At 72.0% G+C, this 14,594-nt stretch carries 14 protein-coding genes; 5 read left to right on the forward strand and 9 right to left on the reverse strand.

Annotation, left to right across the window (positions count from 1 at the left end):
• Window positions 1-26 precede the first annotated feature (26 nt).
• The 7 genes from ACWEGE_RS01985 to ACWEGE_RS02015 all read right to left on the reverse strand — a co-directional run bounded on the left by ACWEGE_RS01985 (window position 27) and on the right by ACWEGE_RS02015 (window position 4,883).
• Window positions 27-521, reverse strand: coding sequence for a LysM peptidoglycan-binding domain-containing protein (locus tag ACWEGE_RS01985; protein WP_449658584.1), 495 nt, complete (start codon window positions 519-521; stop codon window positions 27-29).
• A gap of 179 nt (window positions 522-700) precedes the next feature.
• A complete protein-coding gene (locus tag ACWEGE_RS01990; protein WP_449658585.1) occupies window positions 701-1,594 on the reverse strand; it encodes a hypothetical protein in 894 nt (297 codons plus the stop codon).
• Window positions 1,591-1,821, reverse strand: a complete 231-nt coding sequence (locus ACWEGE_RS01995; RefSeq protein ID WP_449658586.1) for an anti-sigma factor family protein — start codon at window positions 1,819-1,821, stop codon at window positions 1,591-1,593. The genes ACWEGE_RS01990 and ACWEGE_RS01995 overlap by 4 nt, the downstream gene beginning before the upstream one ends.
• On the reverse strand, window positions 1,818-2,462 hold the full coding sequence (locus ACWEGE_RS02000; protein WP_449658587.1) for an RNA polymerase sigma factor: 645 nt from the start codon (window positions 2,460-2,462) through the stop codon (window positions 1,818-1,820). The genes ACWEGE_RS01995 and ACWEGE_RS02000 overlap by 4 nt, the downstream gene beginning before the upstream one ends.
• A gap of 41 nt (window positions 2,463-2,503) precedes the next feature.
• The gene (locus ACWEGE_RS02005) at window positions 2,504-3,691 is read right to left on the reverse strand and encodes a cation:proton antiporter (RefSeq protein ID WP_449658588.1); all 1,188 of its coding nucleotides are present in this window, start codon (window positions 3,689-3,691) and stop codon (window positions 2,504-2,506) included.
• Between the two features lie 3 nt (window positions 3,692-3,694).
• A complete protein-coding gene (locus ACWEGE_RS02010) occupies window positions 3,695-4,399 on the reverse strand; it encodes a flavodoxin family protein (RefSeq protein ID WP_449658589.1) in 705 nt (234 codons plus the stop codon).
• Window positions 4,400-4,460: 61 nt separating this feature from the next.
• Window positions 4,461-4,883, reverse strand: coding sequence for a MarR family winged helix-turn-helix transcriptional regulator (locus tag ACWEGE_RS02015; RefSeq protein ID WP_449658590.1), 423 nt, complete (start codon window positions 4,881-4,883; stop codon window positions 4,461-4,463).
• A 91-nt stretch (window positions 4,884-4,974) separates the two neighbouring features.
• Between ACWEGE_RS02015 and ACWEGE_RS02020 the strand changes: the two genes are divergently transcribed.
• From ACWEGE_RS02020 to ACWEGE_RS02040, 5 genes are all read left to right on the forward strand, one after another.
• Window positions 4,975-5,763: an alpha/beta fold hydrolase gene (locus ACWEGE_RS02020; RefSeq protein WP_449658591.1), complete on the forward strand. Its 789-nt coding sequence runs from the start codon at window positions 4,975-4,977 to the stop codon at window positions 5,761-5,763.
• 17 nt (window positions 5,764-5,780) lie between these two features.
• Complete coding sequence (locus ACWEGE_RS02025; protein WP_449658592.1) at window positions 5,781-6,536, forward strand: MBL fold metallo-hydrolase; 756 nt, start codon at window positions 5,781-5,783, stop codon at window positions 6,534-6,536.
• Between the two features lie 489 nt (window positions 6,537-7,025).
• Window positions 7,026-7,703 carry a sensor histidine kinase gene (locus tag ACWEGE_RS02030; RefSeq protein WP_449658593.1) on the forward strand — a complete coding sequence of 226 codons (678 nt, stop codon included), beginning with the start codon at window positions 7,026-7,028 and terminating at the stop codon, window positions 7,701-7,703.
• A gap of 4 nt (window positions 7,704-7,707) precedes the next feature.
• Entirely contained in the window at window positions 7,708-8,358 is a 651-nt protein-coding gene (locus ACWEGE_RS02035; protein ID WP_449658594.1) for a response regulator, read from the forward strand.
• Between the two features lie 125 nt (window positions 8,359-8,483).
• Window positions 8,484-9,110 (forward strand): response regulator transcription factor, encoded by a 627-nt coding sequence (locus tag ACWEGE_RS02040; protein ID WP_449658595.1) that lies wholly within the window; start codon window positions 8,484-8,486, stop codon window positions 9,108-9,110.
• Between the two features lie 7 nt (window positions 9,111-9,117).
• Here the strand turns inward: ACWEGE_RS02040 and ACWEGE_RS02045 are convergent, their stop codons facing one another.
• Both ACWEGE_RS02045 and ACWEGE_RS02050 read right to left on the reverse strand, forming a co-directional pair.
• Window positions 9,118-10,449 carry a COG1470 family protein gene (locus ACWEGE_RS02045; RefSeq protein ID WP_449658596.1) on the reverse strand — a complete coding sequence of 444 codons (1,332 nt, stop codon included), beginning with the start codon at window positions 10,447-10,449 and terminating at the stop codon, window positions 9,118-9,120.
• A 101-nt stretch (window positions 10,450-10,550) separates the two neighbouring features.
• Window positions 10,551-14,576 (reverse strand): VWA domain-containing protein, encoded by a 4,026-nt coding sequence (locus tag ACWEGE_RS02050; protein ID WP_449658597.1) that lies wholly within the window; start codon window positions 14,574-14,576, stop codon window positions 10,551-10,553.
• Between the last annotated feature and the right edge of the window lie 18 nt (window positions 14,577-14,594).

Consider the following 14,594-nt stretch of genomic DNA (forward strand, 5'->3'; position numbering starts at 1 on the left):
CCAGGCCATGAGCCGGTCGCCGGTGTTCAGGTTCCCTGCGGCACGCGGATCAGGTCACCCGGGTGGATGACGTTCGGGTTCGGGATGGTGCCGGGATTGGCCGCCACCAGGCGGTGGTAGAGATTGCCGGACCCGTAGTACTTGGCCGCGATGCCCCACAGCGTTTCGCCGGCGACCACGATGTGCTCCAGGTAGTTCTGGTAGCCCGGAACGATCCGCGGGCCGTAGACGACCGGCACGACCACCTTGCCCAGTTCACTGCCGTCCTTCGGCGAAGTGTGGAAAAGGTCCACGAACAACCGGTCCAGCGTGAAAGCCGCGCCGCCGACGTCGACGGTGAACTGGAACTGGCTGTGCCCTCCGGTTCCGTCCCCCGCCATGAACGAGCCGGTGACCTCGTCGTGGCCCTCGTGGACGCGGTAGCCGAAGTTCGCTTCGAACGCGCCGCCGGCCACGCCGGCCACCTGGATGACGGTGCCCACCAGGTCGTACGTCGCGGGTTGCTGCAGGTAGATCGTCACGTTCGGCTCCTTTCGATCCGGGTTCGCCCGCATCGACCATCATGCTCGGCCGCCGTTTCCGGCCTAGAGGACTTCGTCCCTGGTTGTGGCGCCGAACTCCGGTTTAGCCGCCGGGAAATCTTGACCAATCCGAGCCCCGCTGAATAGGTCGTTATACACACTTGTGGCAAGGCGGCCGGTCAGGTGCCGTGCGGGTGGTGCCGTCGGGGCAGGTGCGCGGAACGCCACCACGCCGTGGGCGGCGCGTTCCGGGAGATGCCGATCAGGCCGCCCGTGATCACCGCCAGTTCCGCGGCCACCACGGCCGCGAACGCGTACGCGGCGGCCGGGCCGGCGGTGAAGTCTTCGCGCCGGAGGAGGACCGCGATCGCGATGAGGGTCAGCATGACCGTCTGCACCTCGAGCTGGAGGCGCACCCGGGATGCCCGGGCGTCGGCCGCGACGAGCACGTTGGCAAGGCCGAGGGCGTACAGGGCGGCCAAGGTGCGGGCGGTCAGCGGGGTGACCGCCCACGGCCACAGGGCGCCGACCGGGCCCGGCAGGAAGAACAGCGCGGCGGCCAGGACCAGCTCGGCGGCGCCGGTCACGCCGAGCACGATCCGGACGGCGGCCGGTAACCGGGGCTGGGCGGCGAGCACGGCGCCGCGGGCCGCTCGTGCGTTCCGCGCGGCGATCACGACCACGAAGACGGGCGCGGCGAAGTACAGCGCGGCCCACGCGACGAACGAGATATGGCCGTGGGTGAACCGGTCCCAGTGCAGCACGGTCGTGACGTCGAGCATCGACGCGAACAGCGCGACCGGCGGGAAGCCGAGCGCGACGTCCGACCACCGCTTCGCCGTCGCGACGCGGACGAAGAAGAACGCTCCCCCGAGGTAGACCGCGGCCAGCAGCATCGCGGTGAGCGGCGGTTTGATGCCCCAGGCGAACAGTTCGGCGGTCCGGGCCGGCATCAGGTAGCAGATGACGAAGGCCGCCAGGAGGAACGGCACGATGACGAGGGCGAGCACCCGGGTCGCGGGCCGGACCCGGCCGGCGGTGGGGTCCACTGAGGACGGTGGCGAGGTGGTCATCGGGAGTGCCAATCACGGAAGGCGCCGAGTACCGTGTCGCGGACGTCGGCCGACAGCGTCTCCGCCGGGAGCGAACCGAGTTCCGCGATCGTGGTGCGGAACTGCTCGAGGTAGGTTTCGCAGCCTTCGCACAGTGCCAGGTGCTCGACGAAGCGGGCTTCGGTTTCCGGGTCGAGGGCCCGGTCGAGGAAGGCGGTGACGAGTTCGACGAACTCTTCGCACGTCATGCCGGCTTCCCCTCGGCGCCCAGGTACTCCGCGAGCCGTTCACGGACCACGGCCCGTGCGCGGTGCAAGAGTACCCGCTGGTTCGCCGCGGTGATCTCGAGCAGTTCGCAGACTTCGTCGGCGCTGTGGTCGGCGACGTCGCGGAGGCTGATCACGGCGCGCTGGCGCGCGGGCAGCTCGTCGAGCGCGCCGGCGATCACCTGCCGGACTTCGAGCGCCAGCGCGGTGCCTTCCGGAGAAGGCCATGCGGCGGGGAATTCCCGCCAGCCGCCCGGGTAGCGGTCGCCGGGGCCGCGGAACCGGGCCGGGTCGACGGTGGGGCCGCGGTCCTCGCCGTCGGGGGCCAGGCTGGCCCAGGGAATGCTGCGGTGCTCGGCGGTGCCGCGTTTCTTGGCGGTGTTGACCAGGATCCGGTACACCCACGTCTTGAACGCCGAGCGGCCTTCGAACGCGTCGAGGCTCTTCACCACGGCGAGCCAGGTGTCCTGGACGACTTCTTCGGCGGACGCGTGGGTGGAGACGAACGAGCGAGCCAGGTGCAGCATCGGGGCCGACCACGCGTCGAGGACTGCGGCGAAGGTGCTGTCGTCCCCGCCGCGCAGCGCGGCGACGAGTTCGGTGTCCGGCGGGAGCGGGCTCACCGGACGAATATAAGCGCCGGAACCGGCAAAACAGGTGACGGTCATCTTACGGCCACCCGGCCCCGCGTCCGCAGCAGCGACAGCGCGCCGGCCGGGAACACCAGCACCGACAGCAGGCCGGCGCACACGAGGGCGGCCGCGGTCACCGGTGTCATCAGTCCGGTGAGGACCCCGATCTGGGTGGCGGTCACCAGGAACGGCAGCGACGTGGCCTGCAGCAGGCCGGCCGCGATCGCCCGCCGGGCACCGAATTCGCGGGTCAGCAGCAACGCCGGGACGCCGCGCGCGAGCAGCAGCGCGGTGAGGAACAGCGGGACGCGGGCGAGCGCGGCCGCGTCGGCGAGCAGCCCGGACAGGTCCAGGCGCAGGCCGCTGGTGACGAAGAAGACCGGCACCAGGAAGCCGTACCCGATGGCGTCGAGCTTGACCCGGAACCGCGGGTGCGACGCCGCGTCGCGGTCGAGCAGGCCGACGACCGCGCCGGCCAGGAAAGCGCCGAGAATGCTTTCCAGGCCGAAACTTTCGGCCAGCGCGACGAACGCGACCAGCAGCACCACTGCCGCGCGGACGCGGATTTCAGCCGTGGTGTCCTGCAGCCGCAGCAGGGTCGTCCCGAGCCGGCGCGACTTCCCGGCCAGCGCGACCACGACCGCGGTCACGACGACCAGCCCGGCGAACGCGGCCAGCAGCACCAGCCGCGCGCCGGTGCTGCCGGAGGCGGAGAACAGCAGCGAGACCAGCAGCACGGCGGCGAAGTCGGCCACCGAGGACGCGGCGATGACCGCCTGTCCCAAGCCGCTTTCGGCCTGCCCGGCGTCCTTGAGCACCGGCACGACGAGGCCGAGCGACGTCGCCGAGAGCGCCACCGCGACCAGCAGCGGGCTCTGCACCCACCCGGCGGTGGCGAACCCGGCGCCGGCGGCGAGCCCGAGTGCCAGGGTGATGCCGTAGCCGAGCAGCGCGACCCGCAGCGCCCGCCCGCGCAGCCGGTGGACGTCGATTTCCAGCCCGGCCAGGAAGAGCAGGAAGGCGAGCCCGAGCAGGGCGACGATCTGCACCGGCAGGTCCGGGGTCAGCCAGCCGAGGCCGGACGGCCCGAGCGCGATCCCGGCCACGATCTCCAGCACCACGGCCGGCACGCGCAACTTCGGGACGAGCCCGAGCAGCAGCGGCGCGGCGAACGCGATGGCCGCGACCGCGAACAGGTTCCCGAAGCCGACGCCGGGCACGGCTCAGCGGTATTCGGGGTTGGCGAAGTCGAACCGGCAGCCGGCGTCCCACTCGCTGCGCTGGTTGCCGTGCGCGGGGATGCCGCCTGCGTCCTTCAGCATCCGGGCCAGGTGCAGCAGGTTCCAGGTCATGAACGTGGTGTTGCGGTTGGTGAAGTCGTTCTCCGGGCCGCCGGAGCCGGGGTCCAGATAGGACGGTCCGGGGCCTGCCTCGCCGATCCAGCCCGCGTCGGCCTGCGGCGGGACGGTGTAGCCGAGGTGCTGGAGGCTGTAGAGGACGTTCATGGCGCAGTGCTTGACGCCGTCTTCGTTGCCGGTGATGAGGCAGCCGCCGACGCGGCCGTAGTAGGCGTACTGGCCGGCGTCGTTGAGCAGGTGCGAGCAGGCGTAGAGCCGCTCGATGACCTGCTTGGTGACGGAACTGTTGTCCCCGAGCCAGATCGGCCCGGCGAGCACGAGGATGTCGGCCGCCATCACCTTTTCGTAGATGCCCGGCCAGGCGTCGGTGGCCCAGCCGTGCTCGGTCATGTCGGGCCAGACACCGGTGGCGATGTCGTGGTCGATGGCGCGGAGCACCTCGACCTGGACCCCGTTCTTCTCCATGATCCCGCGGCTGACGTCGATCAGGCCGTCGGTGTTGCTGGGATCCGGCGAGCGCTTGAGGGTGCCGTTGATGAACAGGGCGCGCAGATCGTCGTAGCTCGGCATGGGGTCAAGCTCCTTCGGAGGCGGATTCGACACACCTCAGTGCCCGGAACCCGTCCGGGCGTTACGCGGTCGGGTCCGGTCCCAGTGCCAGGTCCAGCAGCTCCCCCAGCTGGGCGAGCTGGGCCTCCGACAGGTCGCGGAAGGACGACTCGACGACGCCGTCGACGAGGGCCTGGCCCTCGGCGCGCAGCCGGGCGCCTTCCGCCGTCAGCTTGTGGCGCACCGCCCGGCCGGGGCCGGGGACCCGCTCGATCAGCCCGCGTTCGGCCATCCGGGTCGCCAGCGAACCGAAGGACTGGTCGGTCTGGAACGTCAGCACCGCCAGCTCGTGCAGGGACGCGTCGGGGCGGCGGTGCAGGTGACGCAGGGTGTCCCACTGCACCAGCGAAAGCCCCAGCGGCGCCAGCGCCCGGCTCAGCGCGCGGTGGTGGCGGTGCTGCAGGCGCTTGACGGCCAGGGAGACGTCACCGGGGCGGTACTTCATGCGATCACCCTATCCCATCGAAGTCAGGTTGCTTATCTAAACAACCTTATATAAGGTTCCTTAGGTAAGCCCTCGAGACCGAGAAGGACCCATGACGACTCTCCCCGCGGCCGGCTCGCTCCGGCCCACCCGCACCGAAACCCGCACCGTCGGCCCGGCCGAGGTGACCCTCGAGGACCGCGACCGCACCCGGCCCTTCCTGCTGCTGCACGGAGGTGGCGGCGTCGCGACGATGACCGGCTTCGCCGACCTGCTCGCCGAACGCACCCACTCGCGGGTGCTGCTGCCCACCCACCCGGGCTTCGCCGGCACCCCGAAGGCCGCGAACCTGACCGGCGTGCCCGAGCTGGCCCGGCTCTACGTCGGCCTGCTGGACCAGCTCGAGCTCACCGACGTCACGGTGATCGGCAACTCCTTCGGCGGCTGGCTGGCCGCCGAGATCGCGCTGCAGAAGAGCCCGCGCGTCAGCGGCGCGGTGATCGTCGACGGGATCGGCATCGAGGTCGACGGGCACCCGCTGACCGACATCAGCGGCATGTCCCTCGCCGAGATCCGGCAACTGTCCTTTCACGACCCGAGCAAGGCGCCGGCGCCGCCGGCCGGCGGGGGCACCGGGCCGAGCCCGGACGTGCGCGCCCTGATCGGCTACACCGGTCCGGCGATGGCCGACCCGGAGCTCGCCGGGCGGCTCGGCGAGATCGACGTCCCCGTGCACGTGGTCTGGGGCGAGAGCGACGGCATCGCCGGCCCGGAGTACGGCAAGGCCTACGCGGCCGCGATCCCGCTGTCGACGTTCACCCTGCTGCCCCGCACCGGCCACCTGCCGCAGGTCGAGACGCCCGAGGAACTGCTCGGCGCGCTGCTCGACCTCGGCCACTGATCCCCAGGAGGAAAAGCATGCGCACCACGTTGAGCGTGACCCGGATCGGGCACGCTTGCCAGCTGGTCGAGATCGGCGGGATCCGGGTGCTGACCGACCCGTGGTTCACCCAGGCCCCGACCTACTACCAAGGCGAGCCGGTCGCCTCGACCGTCCCCGCCCTCGGCCGGGTCGACGCGCTCGTGATCAGCCACGAGCACTACGACCACTGCGACCTCGACGCCCTCGTCGACGGCGGCTTCGACCTCGGCACCCCGCTGATCGGGCCCGGCACGGTGGCGACCCTCGCGCGGGACAAGGGCTTTCACGACGTCCGCGTCGTCGAGGCGTGGGAGGCCGCGACGGTCGGCGACCTCACGGTGACGGCGACGCCGGGCAAACACGGCGTCCACGAAGTCACCTTCGTCATCCAGGCCGGCGACCGCACGGTGTTCTTCGGCGGCGACTCGCTGCGGGTCCCGGAGCTCGACACGATCCCGGACCGGTTCGGACCCGTCGACCTGGCCATCCTGCCGACGAACGGCCTGTGCATCCGGCCGCTGCACCTCCAGCAGGTGGTGATGGACGCCGAGGAGGCGGCCGGGCTGACCGCGGCGTTGAAGCCGGCCTTGGCCGTGCCGCACCACTACGCCTTCCACAGCGGCCGCCTCGGCGACCGGATGATCACCAAGGGCGACCGCGACCCGCGCCACTACGTCGACGCGCTGGCCCGGATCGCCCCGGAGATCCCCGTCCGGCTCGCACTGCCCGGTACGCCGGTCGTGGTGGCCTGAACACGACCGGATCCGGTACTCCGGCAGTTCGTCGAACCAACCGGGCGAAAAGGCGTTCCGCCGCCCGACGACCCCGATTCTGATACCGATCGGATGAACGAAAAGAATCGGCGCAACGGGTGTACCGCCACTTGCCGCTGTCGTTCTGCTCCATCCGCCCGTGCGACTTCACGAAAGTGCAGCGCCTCGGCTTTGTCGAATTTCCACCGGTTCACCGGACAGTTCATGAATGGTTTTTGGTGGCCGGGACCCGTTGCGCCGAACGGATCATCACCACGACCTGCGCCGTTACGAGCGTTTCCGCATCGGAACCAATCCGTGACCCGCCGCGGCCGCCCCGAATGAAACGCCGGGGCGGGACGCGGCGATTAGTACAGCGGGTGACCATCCCGCTACGCGAAACGGAGCAGCCGGCTGGGCTACCCGCACGAGAACTGGTTCCCCCGGTTCGCCGGGGGGTCCAGACCATTTCTGGCGGACGGGGAGAAGATGCGCCGGACATTCGTCGTCGCCGACTTGGGCCGCCCCGCGGGATACGAAGACCGGCTGAAACGGGTGCTCCACGATCTGCACGACGGGCTCGGGCCGACGCTCACCGCCGCCGTGCTCGGCCTGCGCGCCGCCCGGGACCTGGTCGCGCGGGACCGGGCGGCCACCGAGCACCTCCTGGCCCGGCTCGAGGAGGAGCTCTACGGCGCGATCACCGACCTGCGGCGGATCGTCGCCGACGCCCGGCCGCCCGCCCTCGACGAGGCCGGGCTGGTCCTGGCCGTGCGCCGGTACGCCGCCACGCTCACCGGCCGGGTGCCCGCCGAGCACGGGCCGCTGCGGGTCGCGGTCGAGGTGCGCGGTGAGCTGCCGCCGCTGTCGGCGGAGGTCGAGGTCACCGCCTACCGGATCATCCGCGAGGCGCTGGTCAACGTCGCCCGTCACTCCGGGGCCCGTGAGTGCACCGTGCACCTCTGGCCGCGGGACGGCGACCTGCACGTGGAGATCGTCGACGACGGCGTGGGCACCGACGGCGGCGCGCTGCCCACGGTCGGGGGCACCGGGCTGCGGTCGATGCGGGAACGCGCCGGCGACCTCGGCGGCGGCTGCCGGGTCGAGCCGGTTTCCTCCGGCGGCACGCGGATCGCCGCCTGGCTGCCGCTCGCCGCGGGGAAGTGACGCGGTGTTCGGTTCCCTGCGCGTCCTCGTGGTCGACGACCACCCGGTCTTCCGGGCGGCGCTCTGCGCGATGCTCGACGCCACCGACGGGATGGAGGTCGCCGGCGAGGCGGCCGACGGCCTGACCGCGGTCGCCGACGCGGGCCGGCTCGAGCCCGACGTCGTCCTGATGGACCTCAACCTCCCGGACCTCGACGGGGTCGAAGCGACCCGGCGGATCGTGAGCGCGAGCCCGCACACCGGCGTGCTCATGCTGACGATGTTCGAAAACGAGGCCGCGGTGTTCGCCGCCATGCGCGCGGGCGCCCGCGGCTACCTGCTCAAGGGCGCGCGCAACGAGCAGATCATCCGCGCGGTCCGGGTGATCGGCGACGGCGAGGCCATCTTCAGCCCGGCGATCGCCACCCGGGTGCTGTCCCTGCTGGGGACGGCGACCCCGCGTGACGAGTCGTTCCCGCGGCTCACCTTGCGCGAACAGGAGATCCTGCGGCTGGTGGCGAAGGGCATGGGCAACGCCTCGATCGCCGAGGAACTGGTGCTGAGCCAGAAAACCGTGCGCAACCACGTGTCCCACATCTTCCGCAAGCTCCGGGTCACCGACCGGACCCAGGCCATCGCGAAGGCCAAAGAGGCGGGCATTGCCCGATCGGAGTAGGGAAACCCGAACGGAGTAACGAAAGCGGGACAGATCGGGACTCCATGTCCCTGTTCGGCAGGCGTTCGCGCCACGATCCTTGGGGGTGGAGCGATCCGACGTCGTTCGAGGGAGGACTTTCACCCATGATCACCGATCAGGTTCCGGTGCTGCTGCACGCCACCGACACCATCACCCACGCGGGCGTCACGGCCGCGCTGCGCTCACGTCCCGAAATCCGCTTCGCCGACGAGGGATCCGACGAGCCCGCCGTGGTGCTCGTCATCGTCGAGCGGCTGAACGAAGAAGCACGGCAGCTGCTGCGCAGCCTCCAGTGCGCCGGCCACGCCGGCGTCGTCCTGGTCGCCGGGGAGGTGGAGGACTCGGAGCTGCTGGACGTCGTGGGCAACGGGGTTTCGGCGATCATCCGCCGGGCCGACGCCACCCCGGACACCTTGGTGCGGCTGGTGAAGGCCGCGGCCGTCGGCGAAGGCGCGCTGCCGCCCGACCTGCTGGGCCGCCTGCTGTCGCGGGTGTCCCGGTTGCAGCGGGACGTGCTGCACCCGAACGGCTGGGACCTCGCCGGGATGTCCCAGCGGGAAACCCGGGTGCTGCGGCTGGTGGCCGACGGCTTCGAGACCAAGGAGATCGCCGACCAGCTGAGCTACTCGGAGCGGACGGTGAAGTCGATCCTGCACGACATCACCAACCGCTTCCAGCTCCGCAACCGCGCCCACGCGGTGGCGTTCGCCATGCGCGAAGGGCTGATCTAGCACCCGCTCACTCGATCCGGCCGGAGAAGGAGACCGACGGCGTGCAGCGGCCCCGGTCTCCCGGGTTCTGGCAGCTGACCGCGAGCACGATCTTCTCCCCCGGCTGGAACCGCCAGGCCTGCAGCCAGTGGTGGTCGAGGTCGCGGAAGTTCGAGAGCCCGACCTCCAGCAGAACCGTCTTGGTGCCACCGGCATCCCGCAGCAGGCGCAGGGTTCCGGTGTCACCGCGCGGGTTCTGCAGGATCAGGTCGGTGATCACCAGCGTCTTGGTCTCGTCCGGCAGCGTGTAGGGGAACTCGGCGAACTTGTTGACGTTCGAGTCGATCTTCGCGTCCGCGGCCACCCGGAAGTCCGTCGGTGTCCCGTCGGCGGCGGCGTTCGACACGCGGGTCGGCGGGGTCCCCGGACCGGGGCCGGTGCCGGGGGTCGCCGAGGGGTCGCCCGGCGGGGTCAGGCCGACGGCCTTCATCGCCTGTTCGGAGTTCTGCTTGGCCTGCTCGGCGTTCTTCTTCGCCTGGTCGGCGCCGGCGCCGGCGTCCTGCGCCGCCTTCACGATCTCGTGGTTCTGCTCCTGGGCGGCCTCGCGGGCGGCCGACTTGACCGCGGGCCGCAGCACGGTGAACCACAGCGTCGCCAGGGCGAGCAGGGCGACGAGCAGCGCGATGAGCGCGGGCAGCAGCCACTTCGGCAGCAGCTGCCGCTGCACCATGGTGCCTTCGGTCTTGAGCGGCTCGTTCCCGTCGGCGGCGACGAACACCTGGAAGCGGTGCCGGACGGGCTGTCCCCGCAGGAAGCGCTTCCGCGGCTTGGCCCGCATCCGGACGAACGCGGCGGTGCCCGGGGCCAGTTCGGCCCGGTCGCGCTCGAGCCGGAAGTCCAGTTCGTCCTCGGGGTCCAGCGGGCTCAGCTCGACCGCCACCGGCCGGTTGCCGCGGTTGTCGACGGCGACCTCGAAGTCGGCCTTGGAGCTGCCTTCCACTTTGGCCGGCACGATTTCGGCGGTCACCTCGGTGAAGGCGCCGAGTTCGACGCTGCCCTCCTCGACGACCGAGCCGGCCGGGTCCTCGCTCGAGAACACGCGGACCCCGAACGGGATCGTCCCGGCCGGGACGTCGGAGGACCGCGGCGGCGCGAACCGCACGGTGACCGTGCCGGTCTCCCCCGGCATCAGGTTGACCGTCGCCGGTTCCGCGGTGGCCCAGCCACTCGCGTCGCCGACGACGTCGACGGTGAACTGGTCGACGACCTGCCCGGCGTTCCGGATGGTCACCGTGCAGCTCGTCTCCTGGCCGGGTTCCGCGACCAGGCCGGCCTCGGACAGCGTCGCCGTTGCTCCCATGCGCGGAAGTCTCCCTTTTGTGTCTCGGCTCCGGCACCAGCGGACGGGTGTGCGGCCGTGCGCCGGTGGTTGCCCCTACGGGCAGCGGGTTCGGGTGCGGCTCAGCCGCGGCTGATGAACGGGGGTTGCTCGGTGCGCAGGACCACCAGGATCGGGTTCGACGGCACGGTCCCGAACTTCGGGCCGCTCGCCGAAGCCACCGACACCGTCCGCGGCCCGATCAGGTCGTGGTGGAAGACCAGGAACTGCGCCTCGAACTTCCCGTCGACGCCGACGGTGGTCAGGCCCGGTGTCTCGGAGATCCCGGCCGACCAGCCCAGCTGGACGGTCGCGCCCGGCGGGAAGTCCGTGCCCGTCACCCGCGCGACGGTGCCCAGCGGGGCGATGCCCGGGTCGACGGTCACCACCGGCCGGCGGATCACCACCCGGGCCGCGGCGGTGTTGTCGCCCGGGTTGTTGTCGGGCCCGCTCGTGCTCACCGTGCCCGCCACCGGGGCGTCCGCCGCGGCCTTGGCCGCCAGGGCGATCCGGACCTCGACGGTCTGGCCCGGCGCCAGCGTCCCGAGCGCGCAGCTGCCGCCGCCCGGCGTGCACCCCGTCGACACGGCGGTCGCGGGCAGCTGCGGTGGCAGCTGGGTGACCAGGCGGACGTCCGGCATCGGCGCCCCGGAACCGTTGTGCACCAGGAAGGTCAGCACGACGTCGTCGCCGCCGACGAACAGCGGCACCGCCGAGACCGCCAGCCCGACCGAGAGCGACCCCGGCGTGACCGGCGGCACCGGCTTCTCGCCGACGGTGACCACGGCCGCGGCGGAATTGTCGCGCACGTCGGCGTCCGCGCCGGCCGTGGTGACGGTGCCGGTCGCGGCCTGTGCCCCGGGTTCGGCGCCGGTGGCGGTGAACCGCACCCGCGCCTGCGCGCCCGGGGCGAGCGTGCCGAAGGTGCAGACGAGGTCGGGCGTGCAGGTACCCACGCTGGTGATCGGCGCCTGCGGCTGCTGCAGCCCGGCGGTCAGCCGGACGAACAGGCCGACGCCGGGCGCCGCGGTGGCGCCGTGGTTGGTCACCACGAACTCGAACGTCGTGAGGCCGCCGAACGGAATGGCGGGCGGGACGGCGGTGGCGGTCACGCGCACGTCGGCGATCCGCTGGAACGCCGGCTGCGACGCCCCGCCCGGAGCGGCGATCAGCACGGTCGAGGGTCCCCCGGCCGCCGGCACGGTGCGGATGCCCGGCCGGGATTCGCCGGACGTGCTGTCGAAGGCGACCAGTGTGCCGTCCGGCGACCAGGCCGGATCGTCCACCGATCCGGTGTCCTGCACCAGGACCCGCGCGGGACCGCCGTCGGCGCGGGCGACGCAGAGCTGACGGCGGTCGTTCTGGAACACGAGCGCGGTGCCGTCCGGCGAGACGTCCGCCGAGCCCTGCCGTCCGGCGCCGCACGGCGTGCCGAACGACGGCGAGAGATCCCGCTGGGTGCCGGCGACGACGCTGTCCGGCGTCACCGCGAGCGAAACCTGCCAGAGCTCCTGCCGGAATTCCCCGCCGGGGTCGACGGAGATCACGGCGGTCTCGGTGGCCGTGCCGCCCCGCCCGGTCGCCGTGCAGGTCACCGTGGTGGCCCCGACCGGGAAGAGGCTGCCGGACGACGGCGTGCAGAACGGCGTGAGTTTCGTTTCGCGGTCGGCGTCGACCGCGGTCGCGGAGTATTCGACGACCGTGGGCGCGGTCCCGGTGACGGTCTTGTCGTGCACGGTGATCAGGGGCAGCCGCGGGTCCTTGACCCGGACGGTGACGTCCTCGGTGTAGCCGGCCCGGACGAATTCCTCGCCGTCGATCCGGAACTCCACCCGGCAGTGCAGGAACGCACCGAGAGGCGCGTCCGCCGCCACGTTCGCGAACTCGGTGAAGTTCGCGTTCGTCCCGCCCGGCACCTGCTGGGTCCCTTCGGGGGTGAACGTCAGGGTCAGCCCCCGGTCGCAGAACGGCACCGGCTGCACCTTCACCTTCAGGTCACCGATCTTCTCGGTGATCACGGCGCTGATGTTGCCCGGATCGGTGCTCGCGATGACGCCGTCGGTCGCGGTCACCACCTGGGTGGCCTGGTGGGCCGGGTCGCTGTCCAGGCCGCCGGCGACCCTGGCCGACACCGCGACCACCCGGATGCCCTGCCCGGTCAGGTGTCCGATCGCCTGGGCGAGGGTCACGCCCTTCGTCGGATCCGGGTCGCCGCTCGGGTCGTGACTGGGCGCGTCGCCGACCAGCACGATGATCTTGCTGCTGTCCGGCCGGAAGCTGATGGCACCGGTGGCGACGCGGTCCAGGGCGTAGATCCAGTCCTCCGGGATGTCGTCACCGTCGGCGGGCGTGATCTTCTCGAAGGCTTTCGTGATGTCGGCCTGGTTCTTCGTGAGGTCCTGCTGCACCTGGAACAGCCGACCGTGGGGGTTGTTGGCGTCGGCCGGGTCCTTGCGGTCGCCGAACGCCACGGCGGCGTACTGGGCCTCCGGCTGTGCCGTGCTGATGGTCTTCATGACCTCGGTCAGGTTGTCCTGCATGTTCTTCAGGGCGGTCCCCATCGAACTGGTCTGGTCCATCAGCAGCACGATGTCCGGCTTGGCGGGCACCTTGTCGGTCGGCACGGTCTTGGGGATCGCCGCCGAGGAGCCCTGCCCGACCGGGATGTCGACCACCGTCGGCTGCACCCGCCCCGGCGGCGGTGGGACGACCCGGGAGGCGGCCCGGGTGAGCGTGATCTTCGTGCCGTCGGCGGACCACACCGGCTGGGAGTCCTCGCCGCGCAGGTTCGGCGGGATGGGGATGTCGCCGAGGATCCGGCCGTCCGCGACGCGGGCGATCCGCACGAAGTCCCGGCTGCTCTCCCCCTCGATCGCGGTGTTGGTGAACGCGATCATCGTGGCGTCGGGCGACCAGGCCGGGTGCTGCTCGTGCTTGGTCCGGTCCACCCGGCCGGTCAGCGGGCGGGGCGCGCCGCCGTCGGCGTTCGCCACGACGACCTCGGTCTGCGACGACTCGCCGGGGCCGGCCTGGGTGTAGGCCAGCTGCGAGCCGTCGGCGGAGAAGGCGGGGTCGAACTCGTCGGCGCCCGGCCGGTTCGTGATGTCCCGGCGGTCGCCGCCGGTCGCGTCCGCGCTCCAGATGTCGGTGGAGCCGCTCGCCCGCAGCTCGGTGAACACCGGGCGGCCGTCCAGGCGGAACGCCGGCTCGGTCTCGCCGATGCCCTCCAGCGCCGAGATGACCGAGACCTTGCCGTCCACGAGCTCCTTGACGTCGCCGAGCCGGTCCGGCGCGTGGGTCGTGAAGGCCAGCCGGGCCCCGTCGGGCGACCACGCGGGCTCGGAGGAGTCCCCGGGGTCGGGGATCGCGCGGGTGACCGCGCCGCCGGTTTCGGCCATCAGCGCGACGTCGCCGGCCGGGGTGAAGCGGGTCGTGGTGAAGGCGATCCGCCCCTTGCCCCACGCGGGCTGGGTGTCGGCGGCCGGGTCGGCGGTCAGCCGCGTCGGCGTGCCGCCGTCGACCGGGACGGTGTAGATGTCGCCTGCCGGGTCGTCGCGGGTGCTGCTGAACGCCAGGCGGGTGCCGTCGGGCGACCAGCTCGGGGAGTCGTCGACGGCCGGCCCTGTCGTCACCTGACGGAGGCCGCGGCCGTTCACGCCGATCACGAAGAGCTTCCGGGTGCCGGTGCGTTCGGAGGCGAACGCGACCGTCTGGCCGTCCGGCGACAACGCCGGGTGGAGGTCGACGGCGTCGTCGTTCGTCAGCTGCAGCGGCGCCGGCTCCTTCTCACCGTCGCCGAGGTAGAACAGCTCGCCGTCGCGCTCGGCGCCACCGGCGGCCGCGGCGCGGTGGCTCACCCAGACGATGCCGCCGGCCCCCGCGGAGGCGTCGGAGTCGACGCTGCCCACCGCGGCCGGCAGCGCGGGCCGCACGCCTTCCGCGTCCGCCTGGTACAGGCCGGTGGCGTCCTCGCTGACGTACCCGACGCGGTAGGGCGCAGCCACCGGTACCGGCGCCTGCGCCGCGGTCGGCGAGAGCGCTCCGGTGATCGCCCAGCCGCCGAGCAACGCGACGACCGCGATACCCGCCACCGCTCGGTTCGCGCGCATGGTCGGTTCCTCCCCAAC

The sequence above is a fragment of the Amycolatopsis sp. NPDC004747 genome (assembly GCF_053601335.1).